Origin of the sequence: Microbacterium proteolyticum (assembly GCF_030818075.1) — a bacterium.
GTDB lineage: Bacteria > Actinomycetota > Actinomycetes > Actinomycetales > Microbacteriaceae > Microbacterium > Microbacterium proteolyticum_A.
The window spans coordinates 791963-813793 of record NZ_JAUSZZ010000001.1; the positions used below are offsets into that span (position 1 = coordinate 791963).

Here is a 21831-nt window from a genome sequence, read left to right on the forward strand (position 1 = left end):
GAGGAGACACCGTGACCGTTTTCGCACGCCTGCGTCGCACCGCCGCCCTGACCGCCGTCGTCGCCGCCACCGCCCTCTCGCTGACCGCCTGCGCGTTCGCGCCGACCGGCTCCGATCCGGCAGCGCCCGCCTCGGAGGGCGCCCTGCAGACGGTGACCCCCGGCAAGCTCACCATCGCGACGGGCGAGCCGGCGTTCTCGCCGTGGGTCGAGAACGACGACCCCGCCTCGGGTGAGGGCTTCGAGGCCGCCGTCGCCGACGCGGTCGCGACGCAGCTCGGCTTCGACAAAGAGAACGTCGTCTGGGTGCGCTCCACCTTCGACAGCGCCATCGCTCCCGGGGCCAAGGACTGGGACCTCAACTTGCAGCAGTTCTCCATCACCGAGGAGCGCAAGCAGGCCGTCGACTTCTCGTCGCCGTACTACACCACGACGCAGGCCGTCGTGACGACCGGGTCGTCGCCCGCGGCATCCGCCACCACCGTGGCTGAACTCAAGAACGTCCCCGTCGGCGTGATGAGCGCGACCACGAGTTACTCGGTCGCCGAGGAGCAGCTGGGTACCGCCAACCTCAGCGTCTTCAACTCCAACGACGACGCCGTCGCCGCCCTGCAGGCGGGCCAGGTCGATGCCATCGTGGTCGACCTGCCCACCGCCTTCTACCTCGCCGGTGCCGTGCTCGACGACGGCGAGGTCGTCGGTCAGCTGCCCGACTCCTCCGCCGGCGGCGACGAACTGGCCTTCGTGCTGCCGAAGGGGTCGGCTCTGACCGCGCCGGTGTCGGAAGCGGTCGACGCCCTGCGCGCCGACGGGACCCTCGACGAGCTGCAGCAGAAGTGGCTCGCCGACGCGGTCGACGCGCCCGTGCTCGGCTGACAGTCGTGACATCCCCGTCGGCCACCGCGTGGCACCCGAGCGAGCTCGAACTCGCACGGCGTGCCACGCGGCGGCGGCAGTCGACGCGGTCGGTGCTCATCGCGCTGGTCAGCTCGGTGGTGTTCGTCGTCGTGGTCGGCTGGGCGATCCTCTCCAGCCCCGGCTGGGAAGACGTGCGGCGGAGCTTCTTCGACGTCGACATCGCGATCGCGGTCTTCCCCGCGATCCTCACCGGCCTGTGGGTCAACATCCAGGTGCTGATCGTCGCCGCGATCGCCGCGGCGATCCTCGGGATCACGTTGGCGATGCTGCGCTCGCTGCGGGGCCCGGTGTTCTTCCCCCTCCGCGCGCTCGCGACCATTTATACCGACCTCTTCCGTGGCATCCCACTGCTGATCGTGCTGTACCTGGTGGGCTTCGGTCTGCCGGCGCTGGGAGTCTTCGGTCGCGTGCCCGCGGTGCTGTGGGGGACCGTCGCGATCGTGCTGACGTACTCGGCGTACATCGCCGAGGTGCTGCGCGCGGGGATGGAGGCGGTGCACCCGTCGCAGCGCGTCGCGGCCCGTTCGCTGGGCTTGACGCACGGTCAGACGCTGCGGATCGTCGTGATCCCGCAGGGCGTGCGCAAGGTCGTCCCGGCGCTCATGAACGACTTTGTGTCGATGCAGAAAGACGTCGGTCTCATCTCGGTGCTCGGGGGAGCAGTGGATGCCGTGCGCGCGGCACAGATCGAGGCGGCCCAGCTTTACAACTTCACGCCGTACATCGTGGCCGCTCTGCTGTTCGTGGCGATGGCGCTTCCGATGATCCGCCTCACCGACTACGTCTCGGCGCGACTGGCGAAGCGCGAGCAGATGGGCGGTGTGGTGTGAGCGTGCTCGACGTGCTGCGCGTGCGCAAGGCATTCGGTGATCACGTGGTGCTCGACGGCATCGATCTCTCGATCGAGCAGCACGAGGTGGTCGTGCTGATCGGCGCCTCGGGGTCGGGCAAGTCGACGCTGCTGCGCACCATCAACCTCATCGAGCGCGTCGACGACGGGCAGATCCTGCTGAGCGGCGACGACCTGACCGACCCGACGATCGATCAGGATGCCGCCCGCGCCCGCATCGGCGTGGTCTTCCAGCACTTCAACCTCTTCCCGCACCTGCGGGTGATCGACAACGTCACCCTCGCCGCGCGCAAAGTGCACCGGATGCCGAAGCCCGAGGCCTACGCCCGCGGTACCGAGCTGCTCGAACAGCTCGGGCTGGGTGCCAAGGCCCGCGAGTTCCCCGACCGGCTGTCGGGCGGGCAGCAGCAGCGCGTCGCCATCGTGCGCGCCGTGATGACCGACCCCGAACTGCTGCTGCTCGACGAGATCACCTCGGCGCTCGACCCTCAGCTCGTGGGCGAGGTGCTCGACCTCGTCCGCGTGCTGCGAGACCGCGGATCCACCATGCTCATGGCCACGCACGAGATGTCGTTCGCCCGCGAGGTGGCGGATCGCATCGTGTTCATGAAGGGGGGGCGCATCGTCGAGCAGGGTCCTCCGTCGCAGATCCTCGACGATCCGCAGCATCCCGACACCGTCGCGTTTCTCGAGCGGGAGCGGCGCGGCGGGGCGCTCTGAGCCGCCTTCAGACACCGGTTCGCCGCGGCCGGTGGGCAGTTCTTCACCGTCGCGCCTTCTAGCCGGCTCGGCTGCGCACGGCGACACCGGCCGCCGGGGGTGGGCCCCGGCAGCCGGCGTCTGCGGCGTCGCGCGCTTGTTCGTCAGGCCATGCGGTTCCGGCGCGACCTCGCGATCAGTCCGGTGACGAGCAGGGCGAGGGCACCGACGCCCAGGCCCCACACACCGCCGAGGTCACTCCCGGTCACGGCGAGCGTCCGAGGAGCGGATGCCAGAGGCAGCCCCGTCGCGGAGCTCACCGACGCCGTGGTGCCCTGAACGGGCATGGACGTTGCCGAGGTGCCGGGGTTCCCCGGCGTTCCGGGGTTTCCCGGGTTGCCGGGCGTTCCGGGGTTCCCCGGGTTGCCGGGCCTTCCGGGGGTGCCAGGGTTGCCGGGCGTTCCGGGGGTGCCAGGCGTGCCGGGTGTTCCGGGTGTTCCGGGTGTTCCGGGGGTTCCGGGGGTTCCGGGGGTGCCGGGGGTTCCGGGGGCTCCGGGGGTGCCGGGGCTGCCGGGAGTCCCCGGGGTGCCGGGGGTGCCAGGTGTGCCAGGAGCGCCGGGGGTTCCGGGGTTCCCCGGGGTGCCGGGGGTGCCGGGCGTGCCGGGGTTCCCCGGGGTTCCGGGCGTTGCCGGGGTGCCGGTGTGCGACCCGCCGGTGTGGCTGTCGCCGATGATCGACACGGCGTTGCCGCCGACGGTGACGGGCAGCGAGATCGGGGCGATCAGCTGGTTGCCGCCGAGGATGCTGTCGGTGCCGCCCGTGGTGGGGTCACCCGCGTGTCCGCCGTTGGCGCCGCCGGTTGTGGTGGTGTCCTCCGAGGTGCTGTCGCCGACGACGGAGATGGCGTTGCCTCCGACGGTGACGGGCAGCGAGATCGGGGCGATCAGCTGGTTGCCGCCGAGCAGGCTGTCCGCGCCGGCCGTGCTGACGTCGCCGACGGAGCCCGCCGAGCCACCTGCGTCGGTCGTTCCGCCCGAGGTGGTGGCATCTGTGCTGTCGCTGTCGCCGATGACGGAGACGGCGTTGCCGCCCACGGTCACGGGAACGTCGACCGAGACGACGCCCTGGTTGCCGCCGGTCAGGCTGTCGGTGCCGCCGGTGGTGGCGTCACCTGCCTGCCCGCCGCCGCTGGCGCCGCCCGAGGTGGTGGCATCCGTGCTGTTGCTGTCGCCGACGACGGAGACGGCGTTGCCGCCCACGGTCACGGGAACGTCGACCGAGACGACGCCCTGGTTGCCGCCGGCCAGGCTGTCGGTGCCGTCGGTGGTGGCGTCACCTGCCTGTCCGCCGTCACTGCCGCCGCCTGAGGTGTCGGCGTCCGTGCTGTCGCTGTCGCCGATGACGGAGACGGCGTTGCCGCCCACGGTCACCGGAACGTCGGCCGAGACGACGCCCTGGTTGCCGCCGAGCAGGCTGTCCGCGCCGTCGGTACTGACGTCGCCGCCGGAGCCGGCCGAGCCGCCTGAGCCGTCCGACCCGTCCGAGGTGGTGGCATCCGTGCTGTCGCTGTCGCTGTCGCCGACGACGGAGACGGCGCTGCCGCCCACGGTCACTGGGACGTCGACCGAGACGATGCCCTGGTTGCCGCCGAGCAGGCTGTCGGCGCCGTCAGTGCTGACGTCGCCGACGGAGCCGGCCGAACCACCTGAGCCGTCCGAGCCGTCCGACGTCGTGGCATCCGTGCTGGTGCTGTCGCCGACGACCGAGACGGCGTTGCCGCCGACCGTCACGGGCGCGTCGACCGCAACGACGCCCTGGTTGCCGCCGAGCAGGCTGTCGGCCCCCGAGGGTTCCGCGGCGTTCGCGACGCCGCATCCGAGGACGACCAAGCCGCCCCCGACGAGCGCGCCCATGAGGACGCGCGAGTGGATCTTGCGCATGAGAGTTTCTCCTGAAGGTGAGTGAGGGTGCGCGTGCGCGCGGGATCGTCTGCCGTGCGGAGCACGGCGCGACCGGCCTCAGTCAGGAGAAGCGTCGGTGTCGTAGACGGGGATGGCGGGGAGGTCGTCGTCGACGGCGCCCCCGTGAGCCAGAAGGGCCAGAGCCGCCGAGAATGCGCCAGGCTCCAAGGTGGCGGCGGTGGCACCGCCCGCTCCCGAGCCCGTGGATGCCGAAGATCCGGCGCCCGCACCCGCACCCAGGGTCAGAGCGACCACGTCGTCGGTGGGGGAGCCGTCGGAGGGCGACGGGGCATCCGCCGAGGAGGGGACGGATGCCGTCGCCACGGCGTCGAAGAAGCGCGCGATGCGGTCGGCCGACGTCGGCGCCGGGGCGGACACGGTGGCGGTCTGTGCAGGAGACGTCGGTGCCGCAAGAGCAGGGGCGATGGCGTCCGGCGCGGTCGGCGTCTCGCTGCCCGCGGGTGCCGTCGGCGTCACGGGAGGAGCCGTGCGGCCCGGTGCGGACGGCAGAAGCCCGCCGGCTCCACCCGGAACCGCGGGCACGATCGGGGAGATCTCGGGCACCGTGCCCACGACGACCGGCAGGGTTTCGTCGACGGTGCCGGCGACATCCGTGACGATTGCGCCGAGCCCGGTGTGCTCGACCACCGCACCCACGACGGGGAGGGACTCGGCGGTGTCGACGACCGGATCGACGACCGCGCCCACCACGCCTGATGAAGCGACCTCGGTCACGACACCCGTGACGGCACCGAGGGTGCCGGTGACGGCCGTGTTCGCCGTGTCCCCCGCGCCGCTGAGGATCGTGGTGGCGGTGCCGACGGTGTCCACGACCGCGCCGCCCGTGCCGATGGCATCGGGAACGACCTCGCTGATGGCATCCGGAACGACCGCGCTGACGGTGGCGACGACGGCAAGGGCGGAGTCGGTGGCCGGCGCGACGACGTCCGCTCCCGAAGCCGGAACCACCTGAGCGACGGATGCCACAGACTCACCGGCCATGTCGGCCACAGGGCTCACGACGACCGCCGCCACGGGCTCGACGACCGCCTGTGCGGCCATCTCGACGACGTCTGTCGTGGGCTCCACGAGGGTTGTCGGCTGGACCGCGGCGGTAGCGACAGGCTCCACGACGGCGGTGGGAGCGGGGTCGACGACGGTGTGAGCGGCGGGCTCGACGACGTCATCGGCGACGGGCTCCACGACGTCGGCCACCGACGGCGGCACCGCAGCGGCAGCCGGCGCCACGACGGTGGTGGCGACGGGCTCGACCACGTCGGTGGCGACCGGCTCCACGACATCGGAGGCGGTATCGGTCACCGCATTCACCGTTGTACCGGCGCCGCCCAGCAGACCCGACCCGGAGTCGGCGGCGAACGCCGAGGAGGCGGATGCGAAGAGAGAGATCAGGGCGACGGCGAGGGCCACGAGCAGGCCGAACAGGAACACGCGCAGTATGCGCGGCGCCCCTGACCGCCACGTGGCATCCATGATTCGCCCCCCATGGTGAATCGCCGACTCCTCCAGAGCGGCGACGATACGCCCGAGTTCATCCGGGCGAAAGTGTCGGGGGTGAACTCTGCGTGATTCGTCCGTGGCCGCTGGATAAACGGCGACACGCCGCGCGTCGCCGAGATTTGACAGGACGCCGACGATCGGTAGGGCCTCGGCCGAGTTATCCCCCGAGTTGTACACATGCGTTTGTCAAGTCGGAGAACCTTCAAGGCCTACTTCAACCCGGATTTCCCCACACATCCTGTGGACAAGAAAAGCCCAGGTCAGGATGCCCATACGGGCCGCAATCCACATTCATCCACCGAGTTCTCCACAGGAGTTGTGCACAGACACGGCGGCGTTTCCCGCACACTCTCCACAGAGTTATCCACAGGCCTGTTTGCATGGGGAGGAGGCGATATCTAGCGTGGGGGCAGCCCTTCGGGCACACCGGTCACCATCCGCGCGCGTCGATGTCGGACGTGGGTGATTCGATGCCTCCGAGGACGTTCCACCACTCGCCACCTCCCTCCGTTCGCGCCCGCGCGACGAAGCGGTGCCGGGGCGCCCGAGATCAGAAGGAGAGCCTGTGTCGATCGCTGACATCGCCGAAGAACGTCTCGGAAAAGCACCGCGCCCCGAGCGCACGCCCCCGCACGACATGCTCGCCGAGCAGAGCGCGCTGGGCGGCATGCTTTTGTCGAAGGATGCCGTGGCCGATGTCATCGAGACCCTTCGCGGTCCCGACTTCTACGTGCCCAAGCACGAGCTGATCTTCGAGGCCATCCTCACGCTCTACTCGCACGGCGAGCCCACCGACGTCGTCGCCGTCACCGACGAGCTCATCAAGACGGGCGAGCTGCAGCGCGCCGGGGGAGCGGACTACCTCCACACGCTCACCTCGATCGTGCCGACCGCGGCCAATGCCGGGTACTACGCGTCGATCGTCTCGGAGCGCGCGATGCTGCGCCGCCTGGTCGAGGCGGGCACCCGCATCGTGCAGATGGGCTACGCCGGCGAGGGCGACCCGGTCGAGCTCGTCAACAGCGCCCAGGCCGAGATCTACAACGTCTCGGGCGACGACAGCGCCGAGGACTACATCCCCCTGACGATGGCGGTGGATGCCGCGGTCGAAGAGATCGAAGCCGCTCGCGGTCGCGACGGGTCGATGACCGGCATCCCCACCGGCTTCGCCGGACTCGACCAGCTGACCAACGGCCTGCACCCGGGTCAGATGATCGTGCTCGCCGCCCGCCCCGCCATGGGTAAGTCGACGCTCGCGCTCGACTTCGCCCGCGCAGCCGCCATCAAGTCGAACGCGCCCTGCATCTTCTTCTCGCTCGAGATGGGTCGCAGCGAGATCGCCATGCGCCTGCTCAGCGCCGAGGGGCAGATCCCCCTGCAGAGCATGCGCAAGGGAACGCTCGACTCCCGCGACTGGACCACCGTCGCCGCCACCCGTGGCCGCATCAACGACGCCCCCCTCTACATCGACGACAGCCCCAACATGACGCTGGTCGAGATCCGCGCCAAGTGCCGTCGCCTCAAGCAGCGTGAGGGTCTGAAGATGGTCGTCATCGACTACCTGCAGCTGCTCACCAGCGGCAAGCGCGTCGAGTCGCGCCAGCAAGAGGTCAGTGAATTCTCGCGTGCGCTGAAGCTGATGGCGAAGGAGCTGCAGGTTCCCGTCATCGCCCTCTCTCAGCTGAACCGTGGCGCTGAGCAGCGCGCCGACAAGAAGCCGGCCCTGAGCGACCTACGTGAGTCGGGCTCGATCGAGCAGGATGCCGACATGGTGGTGCTGCTGCACCGCGAGGCCGCCTACGAGAAGGACTCCCCGCGCGCGGGCGAGGCCGACCTGATTGTGGCGAAGCACCGTAACGGTCCGACCGACACCATCACCGTGGCGTTCCAGGGGCACTATTCGCGGTTCGCGGATATGGCGCCGGGGATGTAGTCGAGAACCCGGCCCCCTCGGCGTCACGGCCGAATCTTGTTCTTGTCTCACCGGTCTCGGACCTGGCAGCGGCCGCCCGACTTCCACGAGCGGACGCTCGGTTTCGACGCGGCGTGCTCGGGACGGCTCAACCGTCCTGCGGCTATCTCGTCACCGCCACCCGCGTCGCCCAGACGTGCCGCTGACGGGGTCGCGGAGCACCCGGACGTCCCAGTCGCGGGCGGGCAGGACGAGGCGGGCACCGGCCAGGTGCAGGGGTTCACGGACCCGGAGGGCAACGTGTTCTCCGTCTTCGACCAGCCGCGGAGCTGACCGACTGACTGCCTGCGACTTCGGTTCTGCCGCGGGCACCTCTGCCGATGTGTCGGACCGCACCGCGACCGTTCGACCAGACGGCAGAATGCGCGGAACCGGGACGGCCGTACTGTCGCTCTTGCGCCTGACGGCGCCGATAGAGGAGGACAGGATGGCAAATCAGTCGCTGGTCGACGTCGCGGTGGTCTCGCACTGGATCGACGGAGCGGAGCGTGCCTCGACCTCGGGCCGGACGGCGCCCGTGTACAACCCCGCGACCGGTGCCGTGCAGGCCGAGGTGGCTCTGGCGAACCAGGACGAGATCGATCAGGCGATCGCGTCCGCCGAGGCGGGGTTCCGCGTGTGGTCGACCTACTCGATCGCCAAGCGCCAGGCCGTCCTCTTCGCCTTTCGCGAGCTCCTCAACGCCCGAAAGCCCGAGCTGGCTCGCCTGGTGACCAGTGAGCACGGCAAAGTCGTCTCGGATGCCATGGGCGAGATCCTCCGCGGCCAGGAGGTCGTGGAGCTGGCCACCGGGTTCCCGCACCTGATCAAGGGCGCCTACAGCGAGAACGCCTCCACCGGCGTCGACGTCTACTCCCTCAAGCAGCCGCTGGGTGTAGTCGGCGTCATCTCCCCCTTCAACTTCCCCGTCATGGTGCCGCTGTGGTTCGTTCCCATCGCTCTCGCGGCGGGGAACGCGGTCGTGCTGAAGCCCTCCGAGAAGGACCCGTCGGCGGCGCTGTGGATGGCAAAGCTGTGGAAGGAAGCCGGGCTCCCCGACGGCGCGTTCACCGTCCTTCAGGGCGACAAGCTCGCCGTGGACGGTCTGCTGACCAGCCCGGTCGTGCAGTCGATCTCGTTCGTCGGGTCGACGCCGATCGCGCAGTACATCTACGAGACCGCGTCGAAGAACGGCAAGCGCGTGCAGGCCCTGGGTGGGGCGAAGAATCACATGCTCGTCCTGCCGGATGCCGACCTCGACCTCGTCGCCGATTCCGCCGTCAACGCCGGTTACGGTGCGGCCGGTGAGCGCTGCATGGCGATCAGCGTGGTCCTGGCGGTGGAGCCCGTCGCCGACGACCTCGTCGCGAAGATCACCGAGCGCATCAAGAAGCTGCGCATCGGCAACGGCGCGGGTGTCGACGGCGTCGAGCCCGACATGGGTCCGCTGATCACCGACGTGCACCGCGACAAGGTCTCGTCGTACGTCGACATCGCCGAGGCCGACGGCGCCAAGATCGTCGTCGACGGGCGCAACTACGAAGTCGCCGGCCACGAGGACGGCTTCTTCTTCGGCCCCACCCTCATCGACGGCATCCCCACCACGAGCCGGGCGTACACGGAGGAGATCTTCGGGCCCGTCCTCTCCGTCGTGCGGGTCTCCTCCTACGAGGAGGGCCTGGACCTGATCAACAGCGGCGAGTTCGGCAATGGCACCGCGATCTTCACGAACGACGGAGGAGCCGCCCGCCGCTTCCAGAACGAGGTGCAGGTCGGCATGATCGGCATCAACGTGCCCATCCCGGTCCCCGTCGCGTATCACTCGTTCGGCGGGTGGAAGAAGAGCCTGTTCGGCGACGCCAAGGCGTACGGTGTGCACGGCTTCGACTTCTTCACCCGCGAGAAGGCCGTCACCAGCCGCTGGCTCGACCCCGCCACCCACGGCGGCATCAACCTCGGCTTCCCCCAGAACAGCTGAGGCTCCCTGCCCCCTCGCGCGAGTCGCCAGGATGTGTCGCTTCCGGTCATGCCGCGGCGACACATCCTGGCGACTCACGCGTCGGTGCGGGAGGCTCGGCGTTCGTCATTCCGCCGTCAGCTGCAGCGCGTTCCACAGCTCGGCGCGGCCGGCGAAGCCGTCGAGGTCGAGCCCGAGACGCACGGCTGCGCCGTCGACGCGGTGGCGCAGGGTGTGACGGTGGATGCCGAGCTCGTCGGCCGCCGGTCCCCACGAGCCGTTGTGCTCGAGCCACACCTCGAGGATGCGCCGGAGCTCGACGTCGTCGGCGAGGGGGAGCAGGATGTGGCGGGCGACCTCGTGCGCGCGCGTCTGCTCGAGATGCCCGAGGATTCCCGCACCGGCGAGCTCGTCGAAGAACACGACGGGCTGTCGCGCCGAGCTGCGCTCCTCCGCGCGACGCGCCTCGGTGAGCGCCACCGCGAAGTCATCCCACCCCACACGCGACGACACCCCGCCCGTCGGACCGTGCGGTGCCGCCGCGTCGAAGAGCCCCGCGTCGTCGCCGTCGCGGAACACGGCCACGACGTGCTCGCCCTGCTCGGCGAAGAACAGCGCACCGGGACGCTTCTCGGCCACCACCTCGAGCGCCGGGATCAACGGGTGCGTGTCGAGCGCGTCATCCGAGTGCGCGACGGCGAGGCGGGCCACGCGGATCGGCTCCGCCGGCAGACGCCCCCACAGGTGACGCACCGTGTCGCCCGCGACCCCCGTCACGCCCGCGGCGAGCAATTCCAGGATGCCGCTGCGCAAACGCCGACGTGCGATGTCGAGCGTGCTGCTCTGTTCGAGCGAGATGCTGGCGAGGGCGATCACGCTGTCGACGAGGTCTTGCCGCGCCCGGTCGAAGGATTCGCCGGCGATGCCCACCGCGAGCACTCCCCGGAGCTGTCCGCCCTGGCCCAGGGTCTGCAGCATCACCTCGCCCACCCCGCCGAGGCTCACCCGGGCGGCCGCCGCCCGTCGGCCGGCCAGGACGGTGCCGACCGCTTCGCTCACGTCGTCTTCGAGCGCGGTGGGGACACCGCTCGTCTGCGGCACGAGCACGCGCGCCCCGGCCGCGTCGAACAGCGCGACCCACGTCTGCAGCGCCTGCTCGAGTTCGCGCAGGATCGCGCTCAGTCCGTCGGGGCGGAGCGCGGCCCGCGCCACCCGCCGCTGCGCGAGGAGGGAGCGTTCCAGGCGCGCGCGTTCGTCGGCGGCCGTCGCATCGGACACCGCCTTGATGATGCCCATGAACGGCGTCTCACGTGACACCTCCAGCAGCGGCAGACCATGCCGCGCACATTGCTCGATCAGTGGGGCCGGCACCTCCGACAGGAGGATGCCGACCGAGACGCCGAGAGCACGCACCCCGAGACCGACCAGGCGCGCGACGTAGTCGCCCGGGTCGGCGCTGTGCGGAGGGAGGAACGGCGCGCCGTCGGTGAGCAGCAGGCCGCCCGGCTCGAGCCACGGCGTCGGGTCGGGCAGATCGGAATTGTGCGCCCACGCGAGCGGAGCCGCGAGGGTCGACTCGTCGACGGATGCCAGGGGCGTCAGGCGGAAGGTGGGGTCGGCCATGAGTGAGCGCAGGTCAGCGGGCACGCGGCATCCCCTCTTCTTCCAATCTGCCGTTCGGTCGATCAGGGCTGAAGGCGAACGACACATCGGCATCGTATCGGTCCGCTTGCGAGAGCAGGATGAACGCGACGACCATTCCGAGCATCGAGGACCCATGACACTCATCGCAGACGCCGCCCCCGCCACGCCCAACGCCGACATCTCGGAGGCCGACCGCACCCACGTCTTCCACTCCTGGTCGGCCCAAGGCTCGCTCGCGCCGATGCCGATCGTGTCGGGCGCCGGATGCGTGGTGTGGGATGCCGAGGGCAACGAGTACCTCGACTTCTCGAGCCAGCTGGTCAACGTGAACATCGGCCACCAGCATCCAAAGGTCGTCGCGGCCATCCAGGCGCAGGCGGAGCTGCTCACCACCGTCGCGCCCGCCCACGCGAACGCCACCCGCGCACAGGCCGCGGCGATGATCTGCGAGGTCGCTCCCGCGGGCTTCTCGAAGGTGTTCTTCACCAACGGCGGGGCCGACGCGAACGAGAACGCCATCCGCATGGCCCGCCTGTTCACCGGCCGCGACAAGGTCATCTCGCGCTACCGCTCGTATCACGGCAACACCGGTGCCGCGATCGTCGCCACCGGCGACTGGCGCCGCATCCCCAACGAGTACGCCCGCGGCCACGTGCACGTCTTCGGCCCCTACCTGTACCGCTCGGAGTTCTGGGCCACCACCGAGCAGGAGGAATGCGCGCGAGCGCTGCACCACCTCGAGCGGGTCGTACAGGCGGAGGGGGCGTCGACGATCGCCGCGATCCTGCTCGAGTCCGTTCCCGGCACGGCGGGCGTCATGACGCCGCCGAAGGGCTACCTCGCCGGTGTCCGCGAGATCTGCGACCGCTATGGCATCGTGCTCATCCTCGACGAGGTCATGGCCGGATTCGGGCGCACGGGGGAGTGGTTCGCGTTCGACGCGCACGGCATCACCCCCGACCTCATCACCTTCGCCAAGGGCGTCAACTCGGGCTACGTGCCCGTCGGCGGCGTCATCATCTCCGACGCGATCGCCGCTCACTTCGACGACCGCGTCTTCCCCGGCGGACTGACGTACTCGGGTCACCCCCTCGCCGCGGCGAGCATCGTCGCCGCCGTCGGCGCCATGCGCGAAGAGGGGATCATCGACAACGCCCGGCGCGTGGGTGCCGAGGTGATCGGGCCGCGACTCGCCGCACTCGCCGAGCGTCACGAGCTGATCGGCGAGGTGCGCGGGAGCGGCGTGTTCTGGGCGATCGAGCTCGTCGACGACCGCGAGACGCGGACGCCGGTCTCGGCCGCGACCATGGGCGCCCTCAAAGCCGCGCTGCTGGGCCGGGGCCTGCTGCCCTTCGTCGCCGACAACCGCATCCACGTGGTGCCGCCGTGCGTCATCACCGATGACGAGGCCCACCGAGGCCTCGACATCATCGACGCGGTGCTCACCGAGTTCGCCTCGGCGCGCTGACGCGGATCGGACACCGGCCGTGTCGACCACCCTCGTGCCCCCCGTCCCCCGCCATCGCGACATGATGACCGCACCCGCCGCCGCGATCGCCGCGCGTCTGCACCGCGCCGGCGGGGGCGCGCGCGGCCCGCTCGGCGACGCCCGGGCGCAGTTCGAGGCGGCGAGCCGTCTGCTCGGCCTCGACCCCGCCCTGCACGCGGTGCTGAGCGTGCCGCACCGCGAGATGACCGTCATGCTGCCGCTGCGGCGTCCCGACGGCACGACCGAGATGGTGGCCGGTCACCGCGTGCAGCACTCGCTCGCGCGCGGCCCCGGAAAGGGCGGCATCCGGTTCAGTGCCCACGCGGACCTCGACACCGTGCGCGCTCTCGCGATGTGGATGACGTGGAAATGCGCGCTGTTCGACCTGCCGTTCGGTGGTGCGAAGGGTGCGATCGCGGTCGACCCCGGTGGCCTCGGACGGGGCGAGTACGAGCGTCTCGTGCGCCGCTACGCCCGGGCCGTGGCCCCCATCACGGGGGCGGACACCGACATCCCGGCGCCCGATGTCGGGTCCGGCGCCGACGAGATGGCCTGGATGATGGATGCCGCGCCGGCCGGCGGTGCGGGGTGGGGCGTCGTCACCGGCAAACCGCTCGCGCTCGGCGGCTCGCAGGGCCGGGCCGCCGCCACCTCGCTGGGTGTCGCCACCGTCGCACTGCTCGCGCTAAGGCGTGCCGGGATCGACCCGCGTGAGGCGACAGCGGCGGTGCACGGGTTCGGCAAGGTCGGTCGGGGCGCCGCCCTCGAGCTCTCCCGCGCCGGCGTGCGAGTGACTGCGGTCGCCGACGTGCGAGGCGGCACACGCGCCCTCGACGGCCTGGACCTGCCCGCGCTCGCCGCCCACGTCGATGCCACGGGCAGCGTCGCGGGATTCCCCGACGGCGATGCGCTCGCCGCGGCCGACGTGCTCACCGAGGCCGTCGACGTGCTCATCCCCGCCGCCGTCGAGGGTGTCATCACCCACGAGAACGCCGACCGCGTGAGCGCGCGCATCATCGTCGAGGGGGCGAACGGCCCGGTCACCTCGACGGCGGAGGCCGCGCTGCGCCATCGCGGGATCGAGATCGTGCCCGATCTGCTCGCCAACGGCGGGGGCGTCGTCGTCAGCTACTTCGAATGGGTGCAGGCGCGGCAGGGATGGTGGTGGGATGCCGCCGACGTCGAGCACCGCCTCGCGCAGCGTATGAGGGAGTCGTGGCGGCTCGTCGCGGACCGCGCGTCGGCGGAGGGCGTCGACCTGCGCACGGCGGCGACCGCGCTCGCCGTGGAGCGGGTGGCGGCGGCCGTGCGCGCGCGCGGGTCGGAGGGCTGAGCCGGAGCGGTGGTCGTGGCGCCGAGCCCGTGCGGGCGGGTCAGAAGGCCGCCCGCACGGCCTCGCGCTCGGCGACGGTGAGATCGGCCTCGTAGAAGCGGTAGATGCTCTCGACGCTCGCCTGGCGTGCGGCATGCGCGTCGCGTGAGCGGATGATGTTCACGAGCTTCGTGCCGTCGGCGGCGCTGCGCCGCAGCAGAGCGGTCGGTTCGCGATGCGACGCGATGCGCCCGCCCATGAGGTCGGTCATCGTCTCGCTGACGACGCTGCCGCACACCGCGATCAGGCTGTTGTGCGCGGCCGCGCGGATGGTGTCGTGAAAAGCGCGCACGAGATCCGGGTAGAGGGTGACGTCACCGGAATCGACGCAGTCGTGCAAGCGCTGCGAGTTCTCGTCGATGCGGTCCATCTGCTCGTCGGTGTGGTGCTGCGCGGCCAGGAAGCTCGCCGTCCCCTCGAGGAACAGCCGGAACTGCAGCAGCTCGGCGCGGCTGGTCGCGCTCCGCGACAGCTGGCCGAGCGACTTCTCGAGCAGACGCGGGGTGAAGGCCGCGATCACCGGCCCCCGCGGGTCGCCCGGGCGGGACTCCACCACGCCGGTCGCCTGCAGCACGCGCAGCGCCTCGCGCACGGTGGCGCGACTGACCGAGAAGTCCTCCATGAGCCGGCGCTCACCGGGCAGGCGGTCGCCCGGCTGAAGCTCGCCGGAGTCGACCGCGGCCTCGATCTGCTCGACGATTCCCTCGTACGCGCTGACCTTCTGAACGGGGGTGAACGCCACTTTTTGTCCCTCGATTTCGGTGGAGGACGCGCCGTGTAAACAGTCTGTTTCCTGGCTTGCTCCGCTCTGGGCGTCATCCTATCGTTCGATTACTGGTCAGACCAGTAAACCGGTTCTGTCGTCCATTGACGCCCCTACCCAGGAGTAACCCGTGACTCTTCTCTCCCGCCGCTCCGGCGCCGCCGCTCTCGGTGCGGCTGCGCTCGCGCTCGCGCTCACCGCGTGCGCGGGCAGCACCACACCCGCCGAAGGTCCCGCCCACGACCCCGTCGCGACCATCGGACTGACCGGCGAACCGGTCAACTTCGACCTCACCACCACCTCGGGCGCGGCCATCCCGCAGGTGCTGCTCAACAACGTCTACGAGACCCTCGTCTCGATCGACCAGGACGGCGAGCTCGCCCCGCAGCTCGCGACCGCGTGGACGGTCAGCGACGACGGCCTCACCTACGACTTCACCCTTCAGGAAGGTGTCACCTTCTCGAGCGGCGCCGAGTTCACCGCCGACGACGTGAAGTTCTCGCTCGAGCGGGTCAAGACGAACTGGACCATCAACCAGGGCAAGATGGCCCTCCTCGACCACGTCGAGGTCGTCTCGCCCACCGAGGCCCGTGTCATCCTGACCACGCCCAGCAACTCGTGGCTGTACAACATGGCCGGCACCGTCGGCATCATGTTCGACACCGACGGCGTCGCCGACCTGGCCAACACCCCCGTCGGCACCGGCCCGTTCACCATCACCGAGCGCGTGCAGGGCGACCACATCTCGCTCGCCGCGCGCGACGACTACTGGGGCGAGGCGCCCGCGATGCAGGACATCACGCTGCGCTACTTCGCCGACGCCACCGCGAGCACCAACGCGCTGCGCGCCGGTGACGTCGACATGCTCTACAACATGCAGGCGCCCGACCTCGTCTCGCAGTTCGAGACCCGACCCCGCCTTCCAGGTGCTGCAGGGCTCGTCCAACGGCGAGATCCTGCTCGGCCTCAACAACCAGGCCGCGCCCTTCGACGACGTGCGCGTGCGCCAGGCGATCGCGTACGGCATCGACCGTCAGGCGGTTCTGGATGCCGCGTGGGCCGGCTACGGCGAGCTCATCGGTGCGATGGTGCCCCCCACCGACCCGTACTACGAAGACCTGAACGACCTGTACCCGTACGACCCCGACAAGGCGCGCGAGCTCCTCGCCGACGCCGGTGCCGAGAACCTGTCGGTCACGTTCAAGGTGCCCACGCGTCCGTACGCCACGGCGGTCGCCGAGGTCGTCGTCTCGCAGCTCGCCGAGATCGGCGTCACCGCGACCATCGAGACCCTCGAGTTCCCCGCGGTGTGGCTCGACGAGGTCTTCACCAAGGACGACTACGAGATGACGGTCATCCTTGCGGTGGAGCCGCGCGACATCCTCACGGTGTTCAACGACCCCGACTACTACATCGGCTACGACAACGCGCAGATCGCGCCCATCGCTGCCACGGCCGACGCGGGCACGAAGGAGGAGTGGGTCGAGGGCATGAAGAAGGTCGCGAAGATCACCGCCGAAGACGTGGCATCCCTCCCTCTGTTCCTCTTCCCGAACATCGTCGTGGCGGATGCCGGGCTGCAGGGCATCGCGCCCAACGCGGTGACCGAGTCGCTCAACATGACGAAGCTCGCCTGGAACTGACCCACCCGATTCGATCCTGAAAGGGGGCGACCGTGCCTCTCCGTCTTCTCAAGCTCGCAGGGACCTTCCTGGCCACCGTCTGGGTGTCCACGCTGCTGGTCTTCCTGCTGCTGCGGGTCATGCCCGGAGACCCGGCCACGGTCGCCCTCGGGACCGACGCCACGGCCGAGCAGCTCGACGCCTGGCGTGCCCAGTACGGCACCACCGCACCGCTGTGGGAGCAGTATCTGCAGTGGATCGGCGGCATCCTGCGCGGTGACTTCGGCACCTCGTACGTGACGCAGGCGCCGATCGGACCCACCCTGGTCGAGCGGGCCCAGGTCACGCTGCTGCTGGTCGTGCTCGCGATGGTCGTGGCCCTCGTCGTGGCCGTGCCGCTGGGCACGCTCTCGGCGATGCGCCATGGCAAGGCCAGCGGTGGGGTGGTGTCGGCTCTCTCGCAGGTCGGCGTCGCCCTCCCGAGCTTCCTCGTGGGGATGCTGCTGATCGCCGTCTTCGCGATCCAGCTGCGGCTGCTCCCCTCCGGCGGGTGGCGGTGGGGACCCGACGTGCTGCGGTACGCGATCCTGCCCGTGCTCGCCCTCGGGTCGGTGCAGGCCTCGATCCTCACCCGGTACGTGCGTTCCGCCGTGCTCGAGATCAAGGGTCAGGACTTCCTGCGCACCGCCCGCTCGAAGGGACTCACGGCCAACGCCGCGCTCGTGCGGCACGGCCTCAAGAACGCCGCGGTGCCGGTGCTGACGGTCGTGGGCGTTCAGCTCGCGGGCCTTCTCGTCGGCGCCGTCGTGGTGGAGCGGGTGTTCGCCATCCCGGGCCTCGGCAGCTACCTGGTCGACGCCGTCGCCAACCGCGACCTGCTGGCCGTGCAGAGCATCGTGCTGCTGCTCGTGCTCGCGGTCGTCGTCATCAACTTCCTCGTCGACGTGGCCTACACCTCGATCGACCCCCGTCTCCGGAGGGCCTGATGTCCACGACTCCTCTCACCGACCGTCCGGCCCCCGGCACCGTCTCCGAGGCGGCCGTCCGCGTCCGCCGCGAACACCGACCGCTCGAGCCGGGCCTCGTCATCGGCGGCTCCCTCATCGTGCTGGTGGCGCTGACCGCGCTGGTCTCGCTCGTGTGGACGCCGTACGACCCGACGATGGCCGTGGCATCCGATCGCCTGCAGCCGCCCTCGGGCGCGCACTGGATGGGGACCGACCGGTACGGCCGCGACGTGCTCTCGCAGGTCATGGCGGGGGCGCAGATCACGATGCTGGTCGGCACGATCGCGGTCGCCATCGGCCTGGTGATCGGCGCGCCGCTCGGCATCCTGGCCGGGATGCGTCCGAAGCGGGCCGGAGTGCTCGTCATGGGCGGCAGCGATGTGCTCATGGCCTTCCCGGGCCTGCTGCTGGCCATCGTGTTCGGTGCGGTCTTCGGCGGCGGCACCGTCACGGCGATGATCGCCCTGGGCATCGGTTCGGCACCGGCGTTCGCCCGGGTCGCCCGCGCCGGCACCCTGCAGGTGATGTCGATGGACTACGTGTTCGCGGCGAAGGCCGCCAACCGTCCCGAGATCGCGATCGCGCTGCGGCACGTGCTGCCGAACATCGGCGGGATGCTGATCGTGCAGTGCTCGGTCAACTTCGCCATCGCGGTGCTCGCCGAGGCGGGGCTGTCGTTCCTGGGTCTCGGGACGATGCCGCCCACCCCGTCGTGGGGCCGCATGCTGCTGGATTCGCAGCAGTTCCTCGGTGTGAACGACTACCTCATCATCTTCCCGGGTCTGGCGATCGCCGTGGCCGTGCTCGGGTTCAACCTCTTCGGCGACGGTCTGCGCGACCGGCTCGATCCCACACTCAGGAGTCGATGATGTCCACCGTTCTGCAGTCAGGCCCCGTGGGCACCCCTCCGGTGGAGGGTCGCGCCGTCGATGTGGCGGGCCTCACCATCCGCTCCGGCGACCGCACGCTCGTGTCGGAGCTGTCGTTCCACATCGAGCGCGGCGAGCGTGTCGGACTGATCGGCGAGTCGGGTTCGGGCAAGTCGCTCACCTCGCTCGCGGTGATGGGTCTGCTCCCCGCGAACCTCCGGGCCGAGGGCAGCGTGCTCGTCGGCAGCGACCCGCGCAACCTGGTCGACCTGGGTGAGCGTGAGCTCGCCGGCATCCGCGGCACGCGGTCGGCCATGGTCTTCCAGGAGCCGATGACCGCGCTCAACCCGCTCATGCAGGTGGGTCCCCAGATCGCCGAGGCAATGATCGTGCACGGCACGCAGCGCGACCGCCGTGCGGCGACCGCCCGCGCCCTGCAGCTGCTCGACGATGTCGGCATCCCGTCGCCCGCCGAGGCTGCGCAGGCGTACCCGCACCAGCTTTCGGGCGGCCAGCGGCAGCGCGTGGTGCTCGCCATCGCGCTGGCGAACGACCCCGAGCTGCTCGTGTGCGACGAGCCGACGACGGCGCTCGACGTGACGGTGCAGAAGCAGGTGCTCGACCTGGTGCTCGCGACCGTGAAGCGCCGCGATACGGGTCTGCTCTTCATCACGCACGACCTCGCCGTGGTCGGCGAGACGTGCGAGCGGGTTCTCGTGATGAACAAGGGCGAGGTCGTCGAGCGCGGCACGATCGATCAGATCTTCACGCGCCCGCAGCACCCGTACACGCGCGGGCTGCTCGCGGCATCCGATCTCTCCGCGACCGACGATCAGGGGAAGCTGTTCACGGTCGCCACCGCGGCGAACTACCGCCCGGGTCACGCGGTCTCGCGCATGACCGCCGCCGCCCCCGAGGTGGCGGGCGACGTGGTGCGGGTCGAGAACCTCACCCGCGTCTACAAGTCGCCGCGCACGTCGTTGTTCACCGCCCCGCGCGAGGTGAAGGCGCTGAACGGCGTCTCGTTCTCGATCGCCGCGGGCGACCGGTTCGGCATCGTGGGCGAGTCGGGGTCGGGCAAGTCGACCCTGCTGCGTCTGCTGTCGGGACTCGACCAGCCGACGTCGGGCGAGCTCGAGGTCGTGGGCCGGAGCCTCGTGAAGGCCGGCGCGAAAGACCTGGCCGAGCTGCGCCGCAACCTGCAGATCGTGTTCCAAGACCCGATGGCCTCGCTCGACCCGCGCATGCGCATCCGCGACATCGTCGCCGAGCCGCTGCTGAACGCCGCGAACCTCGAGCACGGCACCGCCATGAACGCCAAGGAGCGGGCGGATGCCGTGGCCGAGATGATCGAGGCGGTGGGCCTGCCGCGTGATGCGGTGGACCGCTTCCCGCACCAATTCTCGGGTGGTCAGCGCCAGCGCATCTCGATCGCGCGGGCGCTGGTGTGCCGGCCGCGCATCCTCGTTGCCGACGAGCCGGTGAGTGCCCTCGACGTGTCGGTGCGTGCGCAGGTGCTGAACCTGCTCGCCGACCTCGTGGACGAGTACCGTCTGACCCTCATCTTCGTCTCGCACGACCTCCACGTCGTGCGGTATTTGTGCGACCGCGTCGCGGTCATGCGCAAGGGCGAGATCGTCGAGCAGGGTCCGACCGAGTCGGTCTACGCATCCCCCCAGCAGGAGTACACGCGCGTTCTCATCGACGCGACTCCGACCATCAGCCACGTGCAGGAGACGCGATGACCGCGCAGCCCACCATCACCCCCGCGATCGAGATGACCGGGGCCGCCCTGACGGCGGCGTACGCGTCGGGGGATCTCACCCCGGTGGATGCCGCCGAGTCGGTGCTCGCCGACATCGCCGCCCGCAACGGCGTCATCAACGCCTTCACCGACCTCGATCCCGCCCAGGTGCTCCAGGATGCCGCGGCCTCCGCCGCGCGGTGGGAGCGCGGCGAGCAGCGGGGTCCGCTCGACGGACTGCCCGTCACGGTGAAGGAGAACTTCGTGCGCGCCGGCATTCCGGCGCACGCGGGTGTCGCCGGGACGGCCGGTGTCGTGCCCGAGCGCGACTCTCCCGTGGTGGAGCGCCTGCTCGAACAAGGTGCGGTCATCGTCGGGTCGACCACGATGCCCGACTGGGGCATGCTCTCGTCGGGGGTGTCGAGCCTGTCGGGCATCACCCGCAGCCCGTGGAACCCCGAGTGGACGGTCGGCGGCTCGAGCTCGGGCGCGGGAGCGGCCGCCGCGGCCGGCTTCGGCGTCGTGCACATGGGCACCGACATCGGCGGCTCGGTGCGGCTGCCCGCCGCGTGGACGGGTGTCGCCACCCTCAAGCCGAGCAACGGCCGCATCCCGCTCGACAACCCCTACTTCGGGCGCTCGGCGGGTCCGCTGGCGCGCACGGTCGCCGATGTGGCGCTCGGCATGCACGCCGTCGCGCGCCCCGACGAGCGCGACTACACCTCGCTTCCGCATGCCGACATCGACTGGCTCGACCTCGACACCGACGTGCGGGGGCGCCGCATCGCCGTGCACCTCGACCCGGGCGCGGGCATGCCCGTCGATCCGGAGGTGCGGGCCGCGGTGCTGCGCGCGGCGGACACGTTCGCCGACGCCGGAGCCGAGGTCGTGGAGCTGCCGGCGTTCATCGACGACGGCATTCTGCGCGACATCGACGACTTCTGGCGCATCCGCTTCTGGCGCACCTACCTGGGCCTGTCGCACGAGGCGAAGATCGCGGTGCTGCCCTATATCGCCGAGTGGGTGCACCCCGGCTCCGACATGACGGGCCGTCGTGCCCTGGAGGCGTACGAGACGTTCGGTGAGCTGCAGAAGCGCACGGTCGCCGCGACCTCGCCGTTCGACGCCGTGCTCGCCCCGGTCGCCCCGATGGCGGCCTTCCCCGCCGAGTGGCCGATGCCGTGGGGCTTCGACGCGAGCGAGGCCATGTCGCACATCGCGTTCACGCTGCCGTACAACATGTCGGGTCAGCCGGCGTCGTCGATCAACTGCGGGTTCACGGCGGATGGGCGGCCGATCGGGTTGCAGATCTCCGGGCGGCGGTTCGCCGATCTGGAGACGTTGCAGCTGACGGCTTGGTATGAGGGGGCGCGGCCGGTGGATGCGAGGCCGGTGTTTCCGAGCTGAGCAGACTCTGGCGGATGGATGCCGTGGGCTCGCGTGACGGCGTGGGGTTGCGGTTGTTCGG

The 21831-nt window shown here is 70.5% G+C and carries 16 protein-coding genes and 1 pseudogene; 13 read left to right on the forward strand and 4 right to left on the reverse strand.

What is annotated here, in order from left to right:
• The first annotated feature begins 11 nt into the window (after positions 1-11).
• From QE392_RS03780 to QE392_RS03790, 3 genes are read left to right on the forward strand one after another with little or no spacing between them, the layout of a single operon-like run.
• Positions 12-875: an ABC transporter substrate-binding protein gene (locus QE392_RS03780; protein WP_307448123.1), complete on the forward strand. Its 864-nt coding sequence runs from the start codon at positions 12-14 to the stop codon at positions 873-875.
• Positions 876-880: 5 nt separating this feature from the next.
• Entirely contained in the window at positions 881-1747 is an 867-nt protein-coding gene (locus tag QE392_RS03785; protein ID WP_307448126.1) for an amino acid ABC transporter permease, read from the forward strand.
• The gene (locus QE392_RS03790; RefSeq protein WP_307448128.1) at positions 1744-2487 is read left to right on the forward strand and encodes an amino acid ABC transporter ATP-binding protein; all 744 of its coding nucleotides are present in this window, start codon (positions 1744-1746) and stop codon (positions 2485-2487) included. The genes QE392_RS03785 and QE392_RS03790 overlap by 4 nt, the downstream gene beginning before the upstream one ends.
• A 143-nt stretch (positions 2488-2630) precedes the next feature.
• Here QE392_RS03790 and QE392_RS03795 read toward each other — a convergent pair whose 3' ends face one another.
• Both QE392_RS03795 and QE392_RS03800 read right to left on the reverse strand, forming a co-directional pair.
• Positions 2631-4406 (reverse strand): beta strand repeat-containing protein, encoded by a 1776-nt coding sequence (locus tag QE392_RS03795; RefSeq protein ID WP_307448131.1) that lies wholly within the window; start codon positions 4404-4406, stop codon positions 2631-2633.
• A gap of 78 nt (positions 4407-4484) precedes the next feature.
• Positions 4485-5876, reverse strand: coding sequence for a hypothetical protein (locus QE392_RS03800; protein ID WP_307448134.1), 1392 nt, complete (start codon positions 5874-5876; stop codon positions 4485-4487).
• Between the two features lie 706 nt (positions 5877-6582).
• On the opposite strand from QE392_RS03800, the gene dnaB reads away from it, so the two are divergent.
• Positions 6583-7878, forward strand: coding sequence for a replicative DNA helicase (gene dnaB, locus QE392_RS03805; RefSeq protein ID WP_373426494.1), 1296 nt, complete (start codon positions 6583-6585; stop codon positions 7876-7878).
• Between the two features lie 466 nt (positions 7879-8344).
• On the forward strand, positions 8345-9874 hold the full coding sequence (locus tag QE392_RS03810) for a CoA-acylating methylmalonate-semialdehyde dehydrogenase (protein WP_307448140.1): 1530 nt from the start codon (positions 8345-8347) through the stop codon (positions 9872-9874).
• A gap of 105 nt (positions 9875-9979) precedes the next feature.
• Here QE392_RS03810 and QE392_RS03815 read toward each other — a convergent pair whose 3' ends face one another.
• A complete protein-coding gene (locus QE392_RS03815) occupies positions 9980-11500 on the reverse strand; it encodes a PucR family transcriptional regulator (protein ID WP_307448143.1) in 1521 nt (506 codons plus the stop codon).
• Positions 11501-11630: 130 nt separating this feature from the next.
• Between QE392_RS03815 and QE392_RS03820 the strand changes: the two genes are divergently transcribed.
• Both QE392_RS03820 and QE392_RS03825 read left to right on the forward strand, forming a co-directional pair.
• Positions 11631-12965 carry an aspartate aminotransferase family protein gene (locus QE392_RS03820; protein ID WP_307448146.1) on the forward strand — a complete coding sequence of 445 codons (1335 nt, stop codon included), beginning with the start codon at positions 11631-11633 and terminating at the stop codon, positions 12963-12965.
• Between the two features lie 19 nt (positions 12966-12984).
• Positions 12985-14319 (forward strand): Glu/Leu/Phe/Val family dehydrogenase, encoded by a 1335-nt coding sequence (locus tag QE392_RS03825; RefSeq protein WP_307448149.1) that lies wholly within the window; start codon positions 12985-12987, stop codon positions 14317-14319.
• A 40-nt stretch (positions 14320-14359) separates the two neighbouring features.
• On the opposite strand, the gene QE392_RS03830 is transcribed toward QE392_RS03825, so the two are convergent.
• Positions 14360-15100, reverse strand: a complete 741-nt coding sequence (locus tag QE392_RS03830; protein WP_307448151.1) for a FadR/GntR family transcriptional regulator — start codon at positions 15098-15100, stop codon at positions 14360-14362.
• 343 nt (positions 15101-15443) lie between these two features.
• Here QE392_RS03830 and QE392_RS03835 point away from each other — a divergent pair.
• The 6 genes and pseudogenes from QE392_RS03835 to QE392_RS03860 all read left to right on the forward strand — a co-directional run.
• A pseudogene (locus tag QE392_RS03835) lies at positions 15444-15962 on the forward strand (ABC transporter substrate-binding protein); the annotation flags it as partial.
• A gap of 85 nt (positions 15963-16047) precedes the next feature.
• Positions 16048-16764 (forward strand): ABC transporter substrate-binding protein, encoded by a 717-nt coding sequence (locus tag QE392_RS03840; protein WP_307448154.1) that lies wholly within the window; start codon positions 16048-16050, stop codon positions 16762-16764.
• Between the two features lie 32 nt (positions 16765-16796).
• A complete protein-coding gene (locus QE392_RS03845) occupies positions 16797-17729 on the forward strand; it encodes an ABC transporter permease (protein WP_307448157.1) in 933 nt (310 codons plus the stop codon).
• A complete protein-coding gene (locus QE392_RS03850) occupies positions 17729-18619 on the forward strand; it encodes an ABC transporter permease (RefSeq protein WP_307448162.1) in 891 nt (296 codons plus the stop codon). The genes QE392_RS03845 and QE392_RS03850 overlap by 1 nt, the downstream gene beginning before the upstream one ends.
• The gene (locus tag QE392_RS03855; protein WP_307448164.1) at positions 18619-20364 is read left to right on the forward strand and encodes a dipeptide ABC transporter ATP-binding protein; all 1746 of its coding nucleotides are present in this window, start codon (positions 18619-18621) and stop codon (positions 20362-20364) included. The genes QE392_RS03850 and QE392_RS03855 overlap by 1 nt, the downstream gene beginning before the upstream one ends.
• A complete protein-coding gene (locus tag QE392_RS03860; protein ID WP_307448166.1) occupies positions 20361-21770 on the forward strand; it encodes an amidase in 1410 nt (469 codons plus the stop codon). The genes QE392_RS03855 and QE392_RS03860 overlap by 4 nt, the downstream gene beginning before the upstream one ends.
• The last annotated feature ends 61 nt before the right edge of the window (positions 21771-21831 follow it).

Bases quoted from the DNA above. Each gene is read 5' to 3' on its own strand.
- QE392_RS03795 (WP_307448131.1), bottom strand. From the start codon at position 4,406: ATGCGCAAGATCCACTCGCGCGTCCTCATGGGCGCGCTCGTCGGGGGC.
- dnaB (WP_373426494.1), top strand. From the start codon at position 6,583: ATGCTCGCCGAGCAGAGCGCGCTGGGCGGCATGCTTTTGTCGAAGGAT.
- QE392_RS03810 (WP_307448140.1), top strand. From the start codon at position 8,345: ATGGCAAATCAGTCGCTGGTCGACGTCGCGGTGGTCTCGCACTGGATC.
- QE392_RS03820 (WP_307448146.1), top strand. From the start codon at position 11,631: ATGACACTCATCGCAGACGCCGCCCCCGCCACGCCCAACGCCGACATC.
- QE392_RS03850 (WP_307448162.1), top strand. From the start codon at position 17,729: ATGTCCACGACTCCTCTCACCGACCGTCCGGCCCCCGGCACCGTCTCC.
- QE392_RS03855 (WP_307448164.1), top strand. From the start codon at position 18,619: ATGTCCACCGTTCTGCAGTCAGGCCCCGTGGGCACCCCTCCGGTGGAG.
- QE392_RS03860 (WP_307448166.1), top strand. From the start codon at position 20,361: ATGACCGCGCAGCCCACCATCACCCCCGCGATCGAGATGACCGGGGCC.